This is a genomic window from Dictyobacter arantiisoli (genome assembly GCF_008326305.1).
Taxonomy (GTDB): Bacteria; Chloroflexota; Ktedonobacteria; order Ktedonobacterales; family Ktedonobacteraceae; genus Dictyobacter; species Dictyobacter arantiisoli.
In genome coordinates this window covers 1-14,955 of the sequence record NZ_BIXY01000118.1, presented here as the reverse complement: position 1 = coordinate 14,955, position 14,955 = coordinate 1, and the positions used below count along the sequence as shown (strand labels likewise).

15 protein-coding genes are annotated in these 14,955 nt (G+C 48.8%); 7 read left to right on the top strand and 8 right to left on the bottom strand.

What is annotated here, in order from left to right:
• The 4 genes from F1593_RS25335 to F1593_RS25320 form a co-directional block, all read left to right on the top strand.
• A partial coding sequence (locus tag F1593_RS25335) for an ISAs1 family transposase (RefSeq protein WP_216368988.1) occupies nt 1-468 on the top strand: 468 nt, incomplete at its 5' end.
• Nucleotides 469-561: 93 nt separating this feature from the next.
• A complete protein-coding gene (locus F1593_RS25330) occupies nt 562-1,632 on the top strand; it encodes a protein kinase domain-containing protein (RefSeq protein WP_149404347.1) in 1,071 nt (356 codons plus the stop codon).
• Between the two features lie 610 nt (nt 1,633-2,242).
• Nucleotides 2,243-3,088 (top strand): ISAs1 family transposase, encoded by an 846-nt coding sequence (locus F1593_RS25325; protein ID WP_172632444.1) that lies wholly within the window; start codon nt 2,243-2,245, stop codon nt 3,086-3,088.
• A gap of 131 nt (nt 3,089-3,219) precedes the next feature.
• Nucleotides 3,220-3,687, top strand: coding sequence for a hypothetical protein (locus tag F1593_RS25320; protein WP_149404345.1), 468 nt, complete (start codon nt 3,220-3,222; stop codon nt 3,685-3,687).
• A 54-nt stretch (nt 3,688-3,741) separates the two neighbouring features.
• Here F1593_RS25320 and F1593_RS25315 read toward each other — a convergent pair whose 3' ends face one another.
• The 4 genes from F1593_RS25315 to F1593_RS25300 all read right to left on the bottom strand — a co-directional run bounded on the left by F1593_RS25315 (nt 3,742) and on the right by F1593_RS25300 (nt 7,761).
• Complete coding sequence (locus tag F1593_RS25315; protein WP_172632443.1) at nt 3,742-4,785, bottom strand: type I phosphomannose isomerase catalytic subunit; 1,044 nt, start codon at nt 4,783-4,785, stop codon at nt 3,742-3,744.
• A 48-nt stretch (nt 4,786-4,833) separates the two neighbouring features.
• Nucleotides 4,834-5,169 (bottom strand): thioredoxin family protein, encoded by a 336-nt coding sequence (locus F1593_RS25310; protein ID WP_149404343.1) that lies wholly within the window; start codon nt 5,167-5,169, stop codon nt 4,834-4,836.
• Between the two features lie 147 nt (nt 5,170-5,316).
• The gene (locus F1593_RS25305) at nt 5,317-7,029 is read right to left on the bottom strand and encodes a DNA repair helicase XPB (protein WP_149404342.1); all 1,713 of its coding nucleotides are present in this window, start codon (nt 7,027-7,029) and stop codon (nt 5,317-5,319) included.
• Nucleotides 7,030-7,089: 60 nt separating this feature from the next.
• Nucleotides 7,090-7,761, bottom strand: a complete 672-nt coding sequence (locus F1593_RS25300; protein ID WP_149404341.1) for an alpha/beta hydrolase — start codon at nt 7,759-7,761, stop codon at nt 7,090-7,092.
• 1,319 nt (nt 7,762-9,080) lie between these two features.
• Here F1593_RS25300 and F1593_RS25295 point away from each other — a divergent pair.
• Nucleotides 9,081-10,118 carry a GGDEF domain-containing response regulator gene (locus F1593_RS25295; RefSeq protein WP_149404340.1) on the top strand — a complete coding sequence of 346 codons (1,038 nt, stop codon included), beginning with the start codon at nt 9,081-9,083 and terminating at the stop codon, nt 10,116-10,118.
• A 140-nt stretch (nt 10,119-10,258) separates the two neighbouring features.
• Nucleotides 10,259-10,690 (top strand): hypothetical protein, encoded by a 432-nt coding sequence (locus F1593_RS25290; protein ID WP_149404339.1) that lies wholly within the window; start codon nt 10,259-10,261, stop codon nt 10,688-10,690.
• On the opposite strand, the gene F1593_RS25285 is transcribed toward F1593_RS25290, so the two are convergent.
• Nucleotides 10,687-11,361 carry an antibiotic biosynthesis monooxygenase family protein gene (locus tag F1593_RS25285; protein WP_172632442.1) on the bottom strand — a complete coding sequence of 225 codons (675 nt, stop codon included), beginning with the start codon at nt 11,359-11,361 and terminating at the stop codon, nt 10,687-10,689. The two genes, F1593_RS25290 and F1593_RS25285, sit on opposite strands and share 4 nt — an antisense overlap.
• Before the next feature lie 125 nt (nt 11,362-11,486).
• Between F1593_RS25285 and thiL the strand changes: the two genes are divergently transcribed.
• The gene (thiL, locus tag F1593_RS25280) at nt 11,487-12,539 is read left to right on the top strand and encodes a thiamine-phosphate kinase (protein ID WP_149404337.1); all 1,053 of its coding nucleotides are present in this window, start codon (nt 11,487-11,489) and stop codon (nt 12,537-12,539) included.
• Between the two features lie 82 nt (nt 12,540-12,621).
• Here thiL and ruvA read toward each other — a convergent pair whose 3' ends face one another.
• The 3 genes from ruvA to F1593_RS25265 form a co-directional block, all read right to left on the bottom strand.
• Entirely contained in the window at nt 12,622-13,218 is a 597-nt protein-coding gene (ruvA, locus tag F1593_RS25275) for a Holliday junction branch migration protein RuvA (RefSeq protein WP_172632441.1), read from the bottom strand.
• Nucleotides 13,219-13,287: 69 nt separating this feature from the next.
• On the bottom strand, nt 13,288-13,827 hold the full coding sequence (ruvC, locus tag F1593_RS25270; protein ID WP_149404335.1) for a crossover junction endodeoxyribonuclease RuvC: 540 nt from the start codon (nt 13,825-13,827) through the stop codon (nt 13,288-13,290).
• 47 nt (nt 13,828-13,874) lie between these two features.
• Nucleotides 13,875-14,645, bottom strand: coding sequence for a YebC/PmpR family DNA-binding transcriptional regulator (locus F1593_RS25265; RefSeq protein WP_149404334.1), 771 nt, complete (start codon nt 14,643-14,645; stop codon nt 13,875-13,877).
• Between the last annotated feature and the right edge of the window lie 310 nt (nt 14,646-14,955).

Sequence of the window (14,955 nt, the reverse complement as noted above, 5' to 3'; positions counted from 1 at the left end):
GAATGGGGATATGACAAGAAGGTACAGAAGGGTCATGGGAGGCGAGAAGTGCGGGAAATTTGGACCAGTGTCCAGATGAATGAATGGTTCGAGAAAGAGTGGTCTCATATCGCACAAGTGTTTCAGATTCGCCGATGGGTGAAAAAGGGAGAAGAAGAGCGAGAAGAAATTGCGTATGGCGTGACGAATCTTCCGAGAAAGAAGGCAAGTGCCAGGCGCATCTTGGATTTGAATCAGAAACACTGGTCGATCGAAAACAGCTTGCATTGGGTGCTTGATGTTGCTTTTCGGGAAGATGAATCAAGAGTTCGACAAGGCTATGCTTCTGAAAATCTGGCGGTTTTACGACACATTAGCCTGAATCTCTTACGACAGGAAAAGTCGTCAAGGGTTGGCATCCATGCCAAGCGCCTCAAAGCTGGATGGGACACAACTTATCTCCAGCGCGTTCTTGATGGGGTTAATTAGATGCGATTGCCCTGGATAAGCCATATGATTATTTGATACGTGGGTGAAATGTGTCATCCTGGGTTAAGGAAGTAAAGGGAGTAGATAATAGCTATGGATAATAGAAGGTTTGGTACAACAGATGTACCCGCGCATACAGTTCCTGATATCGTGCTTCAAAAACCTGATCATTCTTTTCTTTATGAAAAGGGTATGCATGAATCTCAGGAAGCATCAGATTCCAGGGCCATACCACAACCCTTATCAGAGTGGTATCGTGGGCTTGGGTCAGATGGAGAACAGGTGTTACGTAATGCAAATCTCTTCTCTCAACCACCTGAACATGTACTGTATTTGAAGCAGGTTCCGAAAGACGTTCCGCCTCTTGATGACAAGTATGTCATAAGATCAGGTTCATCAACCTTCCAGGTTGAACGTGTCGTGGGACAAGGATTAAATGGTCGTACCTACTCTGCTGTTGATAACACCAACCAAAGGGTGGTAATAAAAGAGTTGGTCTTTGCAAAAGATTTGCGTATTTTTCCTCAGCCTGGAAACTTGAATTGGGCTCTGGAGCGTTTTTGCAAGGAAGCGCATATACTGGGAAAGCTGAATGACTCACATTTTCCTCGATTAATTCAAGAAGGAGTTATCGAAACTAGCTCAGTTTATCGTAAAAATCCCCATCTGGAAACGCCGATTGCCGTGACTGAAAAACGTTTTCTCATCGTGATGGAGCATATCACAGGTTCTCATCTGGATACAACTTGGCGTGATCATCTTCAAGATTCTCAAGACAGTCTATCAGTGGCAAAAACGGCGCTTACAATCAGTGCAGAACTGACTAAGTCCCTGGAAATACTTCACACAAACGATATCCGTCATGGCGATTTCCATGCGGGAAATGTCATGATACAATCTGATGGAATGCTAAAACTTATCGATTTTGGCTCAGCGAAAGAAAATGCCACACAACTTGAGAAAAATGAGGACCTTGAGGGAATGGGGAAGGTCCTCACTGAACTTTTTGTGAGCGAGTCAAGTTCCAGATATCTTGGGAACCACCTCCCAGCACAATTGCGTGACACCATAGGTACGATCGCTGCTGATCTTCGATCTGCCCAATCACGCTACGATGCACGTTCTTTGAGAATACAATTAGAAAAGCTAGCTCGTGCTTTATAGAAGTTGTAAATCCAAAAATTAAACGGATCTTACGCAAGTTTGCTGATTCAAGTAATCGATCAGAGAAGATCGAGAAAGCTGTTTGGCTTATGGAGCAGATCGGCATGTTTCCAACGGAAGTGCTTTTTCCCATTATCAGCAAACTTGCGTAAGATCCATTAAACGACTCTTGCGCAACCTCGATGATTCGGAGGAGTGGCTCTTCGGTATCAGTTTAGTCAAGAGATTTTTGAAGCTGATTGCTGGCTCTTTCTTGAAGCAAGATTTGTTCTGTAAGCATACGGTTCCTGTTACCTTTCTCATTCAAAAACATTTCTGTCATCACTTAACAACTACTCATACATATACCCAGAGCACAAAATGTCATGCGGGTCTCAGTGTTAAAAAATAGTACAAGCATTTATCATCCACTTTCTAACGTATACACATGCTTATGATGCAATGAGACTCAATTCACTTCCAAAACGTCGATTAGGTGCGAAGCCTTTGCCAAAGCCTGTTCGGTTTCTTCATAGGTATCAGCAGCGACAATGACATAGCCCAAGCGATCGCACAGGTGCTTCTGAAAGCGAGAGCAGAACAACAGTGTGGGACAGAACCAAGTCGACTGGTGAAACAGCAGCAGGAAGAGGAGAAACTGCTTCATACAGCGATGGATGGAAAGGTGTTGCGTGGGACGCTGGGTCATGCTCAAGAGGAGCAACCTTCGGTGTATCTGCTATCGCTGTATGAATGCGAAAGTGGCATTGTCATCGCGCAAGAAGCAGTTAAAAGCAAAGAGAACGAGATCACGGCAGCAGGAGCATTTTTACACCCATTGTTGGTGAAAGGGAGGATCATCAGTACTGACGCAATCCATACGCAGAAGAAGTGGTGTGCAGGGGTTCATGCGTATGGAGGCTATTACCTTTTGACGGTGAAAGAGAATCAACCAACGATGCGCCAGGACCTCGAAGACTTTTTTGCTGATGAAGGGTTCAATGCAAGCGAATGGGGCTATCACAAGAAGGTGAACAAGGGACATGGAAGGCAAGAGGTGCGGGAAATCTGGACCAGCGAGCAGATGAATGCATGGTTCGAGAAAGAATGGTCTCACATCGCGCAAGTGTTTCAGATTCGCAGAAGGGTAACCAAAGGGGAAGAAGAACGAGAAGAAATCGTCTATGGAGTGACGAATCTTCCGAGAAAGCGAGCAGGTGCCAAGCGCATTTTGGATTTGAATCAGAAACATTGGTGTATCGAGAATTGCCTCCATTATCGACGTGATGTTACCTTAGGGGAGGATGCATGTCAAGTTCGTATAAGGAATGCGCCACAAGCGCTCGCCGTTTTAAATGGAGGAATCTTAGTACTGATGGATTGGTTAGGTGTTTCCAACGTTGCAAAGCACATGCGGCATTTCTGTGCTCACCCTCAAGAAGCAATTGAATTGCTTCTTGACAAGCTTTCGCGGTAAAACAGGACTACCAAAAAGCCCTGAGAAGTTCACTTGCCACTGGTAAATAGAGGGATTGGCTGCTACAATAGAGGGGATGACAAGTAACTTTTCAGCAGTATGTTCCCACTTGCTGATTGAAGAAGGCTTATGTGAATACATTGAAACGCTGGCGCAATCGGATACCCTCTATTCCACCCTGGAATATGCCCTCTGATCCAGTGAAGGCTATCTGGTGGTTTGTACATTGGCTTTTGCAAATTCTTGTGCGTTTTTTCTGGCTGCCGATTATGATTATGGTGCTCTATGAAGGCATCAGTAATGGACATATCGATGGGATTTGGAATGGCATCGCGAGCGGTTTTGTGACACTGCTGGTGGGATTGGTTGTCTGGGCGGTACTCTATGGCATATCAGTAATTGTAAATATTGGGACTGGCATTTCAAAAGTCGTATCTGATATGAGACGTGTACAAGAACAACAGAATAGTTTCTTGCGTCAGACATACAACCCCTATATGCGTTCTTCGCAGTCTGAGCCTGAACGTGAAGGCCGGGTAGTCGAAGGTACTATTACCGATTTAGATGAAGAGCGTCAGAAGCGTCGCCACGAACGCTAATCAGGGGTCCAGTGTTTATAGAGAGCTTGGGGGAGAGGGGAGAGGAAGAGTGCTCTATAGAGCACTCTTCGGATTAGCTGCTTGCCATTGCTGACGAATAAGATCAGTTTTAGCAGGCACGTAAGAGAAGAGCAGTGCGCCTTCACCTGCAATGCTATATGCGCCAAGTTCGGCTGGTAACACCATGGTTTGACCACGGCTCAGGGTGATAGAGAGTTCCTGATCTTCCCCATAGGCAACGCTTGCTTCGGCACCCAGTGACGTCAGAATAATGCAGCTGCCATCGGTACGATCCCGGTAGGCTCCTGCTTTCAGCGTAATCTCGCGGGTCAAAAAATAATCGCTGGCAATCAAGCAGCGATCATCATACGCTTCGGTACTGGCAACCTGAACGGGATGCATCTTGATCTGGGCTGACTGTGTATAATGTGAGACCTCCAACGAGCGCTCGATATGCAGCTCGCGTGGCTGACCGGAAGCGGTTAAGCGGCCATAGTCATACATACGATAGGTGATATCAGAGTATTCCTGGAGTTCATATAACAGGATACCGCTACCAATGGCGTGCACGGTCCCGGCGGGAACATAGACCACATCACCTGCCTGTACTGCTTCGCTGTGCATCAGATTTTCCAGAGTGTTCTCTTCAATGGACTTTTTGACCTCAGCGCTCGTTGTCGGGGCTGTAAAACCGTGAACGATGGTGGCACCAGGTTCAGCACTCAAAATATACCAGAACTCTGTTTTGCCCAGTTTGCCGCCCTCATATTGCGCGGCATAGCTATCATTGGGATGAACCTGGACCGAGAGTTGAGCATTAGCATCAATAAATTTGGCAAGCAGGGGAAAGCGATTACCAAAGATCGCAACGGCATCTCGGCCCAGGAATGCACTACCTGTTTCAGCGACGATCTCTCCGAGAGTCTTGCCCTCATAGAGACCGTTTTGCGCGATATTACTGACTTCGGTCTCCCATGACTCACCGATAAGACTCTCATCCGCGGGAAGCGCTTTCCACTGATCGCGTTCTAAGCGACGTCCGCCCCAGATTGTTTCGTGGAGAGAAGCGCGCAAACGGATAGGATAGAAATATGACAAAATAGAAACTCCTGTTTAAAGATAGGGGAAAATAAAGGCAGCTCTTTTTTAGTCGGCAAGTAAAGCACCGTCGAGTTGGCGGCGTAATTTATCACGCATGACGATGCCACTAATGCGATGAATGACATGGCCGCCTTTGAAAAAGAGCAGGGTTGGAATCCCTTCAATTTTCCATTGGGCCGTCACCTCTTCTTGTCCGGTGATATCTAGCCTGCTAAAGATGATGCGACCACTATAATCCTTGCTAATCGCCTGTAACTCTGGTTCTTGTATCTTACAAGCGCTGCTTTGCTCTGTTGCGAACAAGACAACCACAAGTTCGGATGCCTGCAAGACTTTTTCGGTAAAATCTTGTGATGTTACTTCAATATAGTTATCTGCCATGCTATCCTCTTATTAGTTGGTAATAAATGCTGCTCCTGCCTCTCAAAGTATCACCCTGTAGAGGTGGATGTCAAGCAAAGCACAGCGGCTCTTATCGCCTGCCCATCTCCATCTTTCATTACTGGAAAAATGGAGCTATTTTTTCTATTATGGCTGTGTTGTCAAGAGTGACTCAGCATCTTCTATCATGTAACGATATCCTTGTTCGGTCAGAAAAAGCTGGCGATTGGCTGAAAATTCTTGATCGCGAGTATCGCGCGTCACTATCGAATAGAAATAGGCGTTGCCTCCATCTGATTTTGGACGTAGGATGCGTCCCAGACGTTGTGCCTCTTCCTGTCGTGAACCAAAGGTGCCTGAAACCTGTATCGCAACATTAGCATCCGGCAGATCGATAGCGAAATTAGCGACCTTACTGACAACCAGACGCTTAATCTTGCCAGCACGAAATTGCTCATAGAGTTTTTCGCGTTGCGCGGTCGGTGTACGTCCAGTCAGAATGGGAGCCTGGAGCTCTTCCGCTAGCAGTTTAATCTGTTCAAGATATTGTCCGATAATGAGAATTTGATCATCTTGATGCTTTTTAATCAGATAGCGTACCACATCGAGTTTGGCTGGATTCTCCGCTGCGACACGATATTTATCCCGTCCCTCGGTCAGAGCATAGTTTAATTGAGCATCTTCATCGGGAAAACTGACGCGTAGTTCATGGCATTCCGCAGTCGCGATCCAGCCCTGTTGTTCCAGTTCACGCCAGGGAACATCATATTTCTTCGGACCAATCAGACTAAAGACATCTGCTTCGCAACCATCCTCGCGAATCAGCGTGGCTGTCAGGCCCAGGCGACGGCGTGCCTGTATCTCGGCGGTAAAGCGAAAAACAGGAGCTGGCAAGAGGTGTACCTCGTCGTAGATGATCAGTCCCCAATCATAATTTGTGAAGAGCGAGAAGTGAGGATAGACCTTCTGCACGGGACCATTTTCGGGGCCATCTTCTTTGCGCCGATAGGTCAAGATTTGATAGGTACTGACTGTAATAGGGGCAATATTTTTATGCTCGCCAGTATATTCGCCAATCATCTCAGGCGGAATATCGGTTTTATCAAGGATTTCTTGTATCCATTGGCGTACCGCAACCGTGTTGGGGGTCAGGATCAAGGTTGCGCGTTGCAATGTGGCAAGGGTTGCGATACCAACAATCGTTTTGCCAGCCCCGCAGGGCAAGACGACGACACCACTTCCACCGCTCAGTGCACCACCCGCATAGAATGCGGAAACGGCGGCGCTTTGATAGTGACGTGGAGTAAATTCTTTGCCTTGCAAAGTGGTGTCGCGTAAGTGCAGTGGGAGCGGCGAACCCTCCGTATAACCGGCCAGATCCTCGGCTGGAAAGCCAATATGAATCAAAGCCTGTTTGACATGCCCTCGACGGTCTGAATCGATTTGAAGCGTATTGCGGTTGATCTGCCGCTCAATATAAGGCAGCATCTTCTTGTGACCAATAATTTCTGTGATCAGCATCACGTCATCTGAATGTAATAACAGATGCTCGCCCTCGCGTATCAACTTGACGCGTCCATAGCGATGGATATACGTCTGCACCTCGGTCTGAATGTTGGGGGGCAGGGCATATTTACTGTATTGGTTGAGCAGACTGAGAATCGCAGCGGCGTCCATACCACCGGCGGCGGCGTTCCAGAGCGAAAGGGGCGTGAGCCGATAGGTATGAATATGCTCGGGGGATTTTTCAAGTTCTGCGAATTGTGCCAATGCGTCCCGCGCCTCTTCATGCTGAGGATGATCCACCTCCAGTAAGATGCTGCGGTCACTCTGTACAATAATAGGATTGGCTGGATTCAACGTTCCTCTCCTCCCAACTTCTCGATGTATGATTTATGAAAATATGTGAAATGCATGTATTTAGATACCAGGCATGCTGGCCCATTTTTGGAGATAACTAAGGATTGCCTGGATCGCTGGTTCCTCGAAACCATGCATGAGATGTCTGGCTCCCACAATAATTTTGATGCCCTTTGGACCTTTCTGTTGCTCGACAAATGGCTCAAGTTTGAAACGAGGGCACACTTCATCGAATTCGCCAGTCACAAAAAGCTTTGGTCGTTCAAACGAGCGTGGAAATCCGCCGCTGGCCCGAAATATTGGCAAACTGATGGCGACGATGGTACGAATACGGTTGTCAAATGGCGCATAGAGCATGGTTGTATAGGCACCAAAGCCGTGCCCGATGACGCAAAGTTTAGATGGATCAATGCCTGGAAATGTCAGTGCCGTCTCAATGGCACCGGCCAGATCAAGTGGTTCGAGCCGTCCATCAGTTTGCTGACCCTGACTACGACCAACGCCACGAAAATTAAAGCGAAATGCCACCATACCTGCTTCAGCCAGACTGCGTGCCAGCGCGATATTTAAAGAATCATTCATATCGCTACTGGCGGGTTGGGGGTGACAGAGAATAATAATGGGTGCTTTTTCTATTTTCGGGGGAGTATGTACGACCCCTTCGAGAAGAAGGGCTGGTTGGCCCTTGCTATGAAATGTAATTGGTCGTTCCGCTTGTACTGATAAGGTCATCGCTTATCCTTCTGCTTCCCTAGTGATATGCCCTTGTGTCTAAATAGTATCCCAGTCAGGCTCATGCGTCAATATTCTGGCGTGCTAGTTTGCGCAACTGGCTTCGGTATCCCTGCAGAATTACCCATCCTGCCGTTTATCCATTCTATACATAAGCTGATCAATATTTTTCGGTTCTCTATTGTTCCTGCTCTGCGGGCGGAATAAGGAAAGAAAAGAGGTATTTGGGGGCACCCCAAACCCCGGCAAAGGGCTGGCCGCCCTTTGCAATCCCGCTTGAAAAGCCTTATGTTCGCACCTATGGGGCGCTGCCCCGGACCCCAGGTTAAGGGTTGCACCCTTCACAATCCCGCTTCTGTTCGCACTTATGGGGGACATCTCACGCCCCGGCAGTGGTGATGCAGTCCCCTTGCATCCCCTGCACTTCTCCTGATATTTGTGTTATGCTCTACATAAAGTTGGCATGAATTGCAAAAGAATAACACAAAAGAAATTGTATCCCATTTTATCTCATGCCAGGACGTTGTCAATCGTCTCTATTGTATAGACGGTGTCCATCAAAACATTCTCATTGCGACAGAGCAAGGATAAAGAGCAAAGGACAGCAGTCCTGCCGCCCGAGGTACAAAGCAAAAACGGGGTGCCAAGCAGGGGGTGCAGGGGGACAACAGTCCCCCTGCCGGGGTATGGGGTGTCCCCATTGCCTCCCTCTTCTCTCTCCCGTCGCAGGCGGCGGGAGAGAAACTACCCCGACTGATCGGACAACAGCCAAAAAGTAGGCGTTGTGTGAGTTTTAGTCAAATTTTGACGAAGGACCACGATTTGTCCAACAAAACCTTTGCATGTCAGCCGAAGGATGTTATACTAACTATGACATATGTATACCTATTTTTATCTATTATGGTATTATATGTACACTGGAAGACAGCCTGTTTCTCATTTTCACGCATCAGATGGCGCGCTAAAGCAGCGATCGCCGGGTTGAATGCCCTCATCCTCCCATCTGATGGGCTTTATATCAGGAGGTGGTTCATCCATTGATACTACGCATATTGCGCATTCTCTAACTACGTCTCTATTTGAGAGTATCAGAATACAAGGTATTTTTCAGATGCAGGGGGGGATTGGTGTGCTGTGGCGTCTATGAGAAGCTTTTCTCTGCTATGGTAGGGTATCATAAGCAATCGACGGAAAGAAAGCCTATTGACTCACAACCATCACTCTATTTGTGAAAAAAAACCCGTTTGTAATTACTGAAAGATGTGAGTCTTCTCCGGTATACACGGTGTATATAGTGAAACGTAGAGGTAGGAGTATATATGTCCAGCATTTTAGTCGTCGAAGATGAAGGAGTCATCACGCAGTTAGTCAGGAAAAACTTTGGAGCTGAGGGCTATCAGGTCGTGCGGGTGGCAGGTGGCGATGATGCTGTACAGTTTGCAATGCGTGAGATGCCTGGCCTGGCTATTCTTGATGTGGCCCGCTCAGGGATCGATGGCTATAGGGTCATTCAACAACTCCGTGATCATCCTAAATGCATGCACATTCCGATCATTATGATTAGCAATGGCACCTCGCTTGCGGATAAAGTGCGTGCCTATGAGTTGGGAGTTGATAGCTATTTGACCAAGCCAGTCAATGATGATGAACTTCTCGCACATATTGGCAGGCAATTGCGCCGTATGCAGCAAAATACTCTTTCTCCTCTGACGCGTCTTCCGGGTGGCTTACAACTGGAGCGGGCAATCGACTACAAATTGCGTGGCTCTGATCCCTGGTGTGTCCTCTACCTCGATCTGGATAACTTTAAAGCCTTCAATGATGCCTATGGTTTTGTGATCGGCAATGATATGATCTTGCTGGTCGGCCAGACCTGTCAGAATGTTGTCTATGAATATGGCAATGCTGACGATTTTGTCGGGCATGTGGGTGGTGATGACTTTGTGATTGTGACCACGCCTGATCGTGAAAAAATCCTCTGTAATCATATCCTGGAGCGTTATCGTGAGGAGAGTCGGGCTTTTTATCGGCGTGAAGATCTTGAGCGAGGGGCCATCAATGGCCTGGATCGCAGTGGACATCCTCGTCTCTTTCCGCTGGTCTCACTCTCAATCGGTGTGGTCAGTGATAAGACGCAATGCCCATCTATGTGTGAGGTCAGTGGCCTGACGGCTGAGGCCAAGCGCAAGGCCAAACAATCCTCTAGCAATGTTTCGCATGTTTGCCCTGATCCTGATTGGAGTTATGCTTCTCAAGGATCACGTGCGCGTTCCGCAAGCCATCTCCGTCTGGTTGGGAGTGGAGGGCGGAGCACGTATACTTTTTCTGATAATGAGGCGTTAGCAAAATTTCAGTGAGTTTTTCTCTCCCCCCGGCCTTTCCCCACCCCTGATTAGGATGAAGGTTTTGTGGCCTCTTGCCCTTTTGTGCTATGCTCAATAAAACGATATTTTTGTCTGAATAGTATCTGTTTGTTTAGCTTTTTCAAAGGGGTATCATGTCTACAAGCCAGTACCAGCATGAACATTCGCTTGAGAATGAGGATGTATTAGAGACACAGGAGCGTGAGGCGCGTCGGATCGCGCTGCGCGAGAATGCCAAGCATATTTTGCGTGAAAGCGGCCTGGCAGAGATGTTACAAAGCATCAATAAGCATCTGCTCAAGGGGCGTGGACACTTTGAGGAATATGACACCATGGTCCTGTTCCGCTGGGGCACACAATCGACGCTCCGCCATATGTGGATAGAGGTTCGTGGCAGTTCAATTGTCTTTCGCCTGCACCCCCATCGTAAATGTAGTGCCTCCGCACCCATCTGTGATGGAGAATATCATACCTTTACCAATGCCATGTGGGCTGATCAGAATTTTTTCAAAGCTGAATTGAAGAAATACTATGATCGACCGGTAGCGGAAACATCCGCCGATTAGATAGCCTCAAGTGGCTGGGTACGCACAATACCATGTTGCTCTGCCAGTTGTTGCATGGCCTGATAGGTCGTATCCGCATAGAAGGCCTCGCGTTCACTTTCGTTGGACCAGCTAAAAAAGCTGAAGAGCAGTGTGCTCTGCAACTGAAAGACCTCGCGATAGCCACTGGAATGGGGCGCAGTCGCGATTCTGGTCGCGGTTGGCGTATCATTTGTGCCACGTGCCAGAAATGCATAGGTCAACCAGTCTTGTAAGGCTGGTTGGCGCAGGTTATTCAGCCAGATATTTTGTAGCATATCCATCTGTTGCGGTGTGACGCTAATCAGATGAGCACAGGCCAGGACCGGGGACACCGTTGGACGGTTATAGCCCCAGAGATAATACATCAGCCATTGCTCGGGAGGAGAGACTAGCATATCTTTCATACTCAAGAGCAATTGTTTGGGCGTATGGCGCTCCTGAGCCTTCAGCCAACTTTCCTCATCCTCCCAGGTGGTAAGTAGCAGATAGGTTGTGCCGTTGTGGTGTCCACGATATATGCGTGTTGAAAGTAGTCCTGGAGCGCTCTGCAAGGTTTCAACGATTGCACGTATACGAGCCAGGGCATCTCTATCGTTCCCCGGATGAATATGGGCCAGGGTAACCACTAATAACTCCGTAGTATGTTGCAAATTGGCCGCCTTATCTATGATTTTCTGGGAATAAGATGTAGGATAGCATAGGGCCGGTATCTGTGCAAGCGCAAATCATAGAGCGTACAGCCGAAGTTGCTGGAATAAAGACAGGAGCATGCCGCATGGATATTTCTGAGTTGGGTGAGTTTGCGTTGATTGCACGTTTGACCGCCGGTTTGACGAGTCATTCTTCTTCCGATGTCGGGATCGGGGATGACTGTGCTGTGCTGGATATGGGCGGGGACAATCTCTTGCTGGCGACCTGTGATAGTCAGGTCGAGGGTGTCCATTTCACATTACAAACATCATCACCAGAGCATATTGGTCGCAAGGCTCTGGCGATTAATTTAAGTGATATCGCTGCCATGGGTGGCGAGCCGCGTTACGCGCTGATCTCTCTCTTGTTGCCTCCCCATCTCTCAGTGGATGTGCTGGATGGTATTTATGCTGGCTTGCGCGCCGAGGCTACCCGTTTTAACACTGCTATTGTTGGAGGCAATATCTCTGGCGTGGGCGTGGCGCAACAAATCTGCATTGATATTACCCTGCTCGGGACGGTAAAGCGTGGATATGCACTGTTGCGGAGCGGAGCAGGCGCGGGAGATATCCTCTGCGTTACAGGTACACCTGGAGAATCAGCAGCGGGCTTGAGCACCTTCGTACGGCCCTCTACAACACCTACAGTGCCTCCATTCCCCCAATTATCCATTGACCCACAGAGCCTGCAATACGTCCGAGAACGGCATACAGCGCCCACTGCGCGGGTGCGTGAAGGCCAGATCCTCAGCCAGTTGGGACCTGATAAAGTGACCGCCGCTCTGGATATCAGCGATGGCTTGAGCGGCGATCTGCAACATCTCTGCGAGCGCAGTCAATGTGGTGTGCTGCTGGATCTCGCACGCCTGCCATTGGGCGAACCATTGCATACTATCGCACGTGCCTATTCTCGTGATGCGCACGACTGGATATTACATGGTGGCGAAGACTATGAACTCCTGTTTACCTGTGCGCCGGATGCCTTTGAAGCGGTGCATACAGCCATACGTGCTCAGACAGGCACCCCGGTTACACCTATTGGCCTTATGACACCTGCATCCCAGGGCATGCAAATCCTCTATCCCGATGGACATGCGGCATCCCTGGTCGCGCAGAGTTGGGATCATCTTAAGCATTGAAGTGCCTCGGGTGCATCATGTATGAAGATTATGGAGGCAATGGGAGTCTGACACAACTTCAATGCTTGAGCAGAAAGGAATATTACTGCCGTGAAAAGGAGCGCAGGGCAAAGGTAATATAATCTTCCAGGGTCTGGGCCTGACCGGCGGGAATTTTAGAGAGCGCTGCCTGGGCCTCCGAGCTTGAATATCCCAGTCCCATCAGGGCCTCAAGGGCTTCTGCCTGTGCTTTGGTGCTTGCGGGTATCGCCGCACTCTCCGTGCTCAGGCCAGCCAGGGATGGCAGTTTTCCCTTGAGTTCAAGCACCAGTTGGGCAGCCAGACGTTTCCCCACGCCCTTTGCCAATCCCAGTTGTTGTAAATCCTCATTGGCAATAGCCTGATAGAACGTCACAGCATCCATCGCTGAGAGAATGGCCAGGGCTACTTTGGGACCCACACCATTCACGCCAATCAATTGTTCAAATGCATTGCGATCTAAATCCGACCAGAATCCGTAGAGCGAGATGCCATCTTCACGCATATGAAAATGGGTCATCAGGGATACCTCCATCCCTATCTCGCTCAAGTGGTTGAGGGTTGAAGACGGCACGAAAACCCGTATCCCAAACCCACCCACGCGTATAATAGCATGATCTCCACCGGTTGCCTCAAGAGTCCCATGAATACTTGTAATCATTCGTCCTAAAATCCCTCTTCCCATCGATCCCAACGGGCAATACAATTTTAAATGTATCTATATCGGTACTTATGATTTATAACGCAAAAGATCAGACGCATAAGATGCTGTATTCAGATGACAAATTGCGACTGCAGCGGCATCAGCGGCATCATCTGGTTTGGGAACAGCCATCAACTTGAGGAGAATGCGTACCATTTCCCCTACCTGATTCTTATCGGCTCCTCCATAACCGGTGACAGCCTGTTTCACCTGTTTAGGTGTATACTCAGCTACAGAGAGGCCGCCATTCGCCAGTGCAAGCATCGCAACGCCTCGTGCCTGCCCTACGGTCATTGCCGTGCGGGCGTTCTTCGCAAAGAAAAGCTCCTCCATCGCCGCTTCATGCGGTTGATAGGTTGCGATGATCTTACTAATTCCTTCATAAATAATTTGCAATCGCTGGGCCAGTGGCATCCCGGCGGGGGTTGTGATGACATCACATGCAAGCATGCTTAATTCACTTCCCCGCGCCATGATAACTGCGTAGCCCACAATCGCGGTGCCTGGATCAATGCCGAGCGTAATCCGCGCATTCGGTGGTGGAGGCGGCATGAAATTTTGGTGCATCAGCCACGCTCCCTTCTGGCATAAGCGGCTGGTAACGGCTGCAAAAATTATGCGCCGTAAGAAGCCGCAAATTCCTCTGGGAAGTCCGCGTTGGTATACACATTTTGCACGTCGTCGAGATCTTCTAGTTTCTCAATCAAGCGAATGGCTTGATGGGCTGTTTTCTCTTCCGACAGCTCAATTCTGGTTTTTGGCACCAGATTGCTCTCAGCTTTCAGCACTTTATAGCCTTGCGTTTCCAGCGCTTTGTGCACCTTTTCCAGTACGGCAGCCGAAGGATCGGTGTAGATGACCAGGGTCTCATCACCAGGATTAGCAGGCTCGACATCATCGGCCCCCATATCAATGGCTTCCAGTGATAACTCATCCGCATCGTGACCATTTAATTCGACCTCAATCACGCCTTTGTTCTCAAAGAGCCAGTCAACACAGCCATTCTCACCCATGTTTCCTGCATTACGATTGAATGCATTGCGCACTTCAGCGACGGTACGGTTTCTATTCTCAGTTAGTGTTTGAACCAGAATAGCAGTACCGCCAGGACCATAGCCCTCGTACGTGATCTCCTCAAGGTTATTGCCCTCATTGCCACCGAGGGCTCGCTTGATGGTGCGCTCAATATTATCCAATGGCATATTGGCGTCGCGTGCTCGTTGTACCGCAAGGCGCAAGCGGAAATTCATTCCGGTGTCACCACTGTTACCTTCACGTACCGCGACAACGATTTCGCGTCCTAAACGGGTGAACAATTGGCCTCGGCGCGAATCATTGACGCCCTTTGAGCGGCGAATCTGTGCCCACTTTGAATGTCCTGACATATCGTTGCTCCCCTAGTCTATTCAGACGATTTGGTGTATGTAATATGCATCTTGCATATGTCACGTTATCTATTGCTGTATTTTGTGGAATAGCTGTCGGGCCTATTTTAACACGAACTGGTATAGAGAGTCGAGGGGGAGTTACGCAGCGGGTGCCCCTCAGATTTTCGCAAAGTTCTTTTGAGCTCGAACTCAACTCGGTAGGAAAGATCGCTTCCAGGGGTGGTGAGCAGAAGGACGAGAGGAACCAGGTAGCGTAGCAGGAGGAGCGGCGGGGAGGCGTGGTGGTGCAGGCTCGGCCTTGGGTGGC

Bases quoted from the DNA above. Each gene is read 5' to 3' on its own strand.
- F1593_RS25300 (WP_149404341.1), bottom strand. From the start codon at position 7,761: ATGACCTTATCAGTACAAGCGGAACGACCAATTACATTTCATAGCAAG.
- F1593_RS25265 (WP_149404334.1), bottom strand. From the start codon at position 14,645: ATGTCAGGACATTCAAAGTGGGCACAGATTCGCCGCTCAAAGGGCGTC.
- F1593_RS25290 (WP_149404339.1), top strand. From the start codon at position 10,259: ATGTCTACAAGCCAGTACCAGCATGAACATTCGCTTGAGAATGAGGAT.
- F1593_RS25310 (WP_149404343.1), bottom strand. From the start codon at position 5,169: ATGGCAGATAACTATATTGAAGTAACATCACAAGATTTTACCGAAAAA.
- F1593_RS25295 (WP_149404340.1), top strand. From the start codon at position 9,081: ATGTCCAGCATTTTAGTCGTCGAAGATGAAGGAGTCATCACGCAGTTA.
- ruvA (WP_172632441.1), bottom strand. From the start codon at position 13,218: ATGATTACAAGTATTCATGGGACTCTTGAGGCAACCGGTGGAGATCAT.
- F1593_RS25330 (WP_149404347.1), top strand. From the start codon at position 562: ATGGATAATAGAAGGTTTGGTACAACAGATGTACCCGCGCATACAGTT.
- ruvC (WP_149404335.1), bottom strand. From the start codon at position 13,827: ATGCACCAAAATTTCATGCCGCCTCCACCACCGAATGCGCGGATTACG.
- thiL (WP_149404337.1), top strand. From the start codon at position 11,487: ATGGATATTTCTGAGTTGGGTGAGTTTGCGTTGATTGCACGTTTGACC.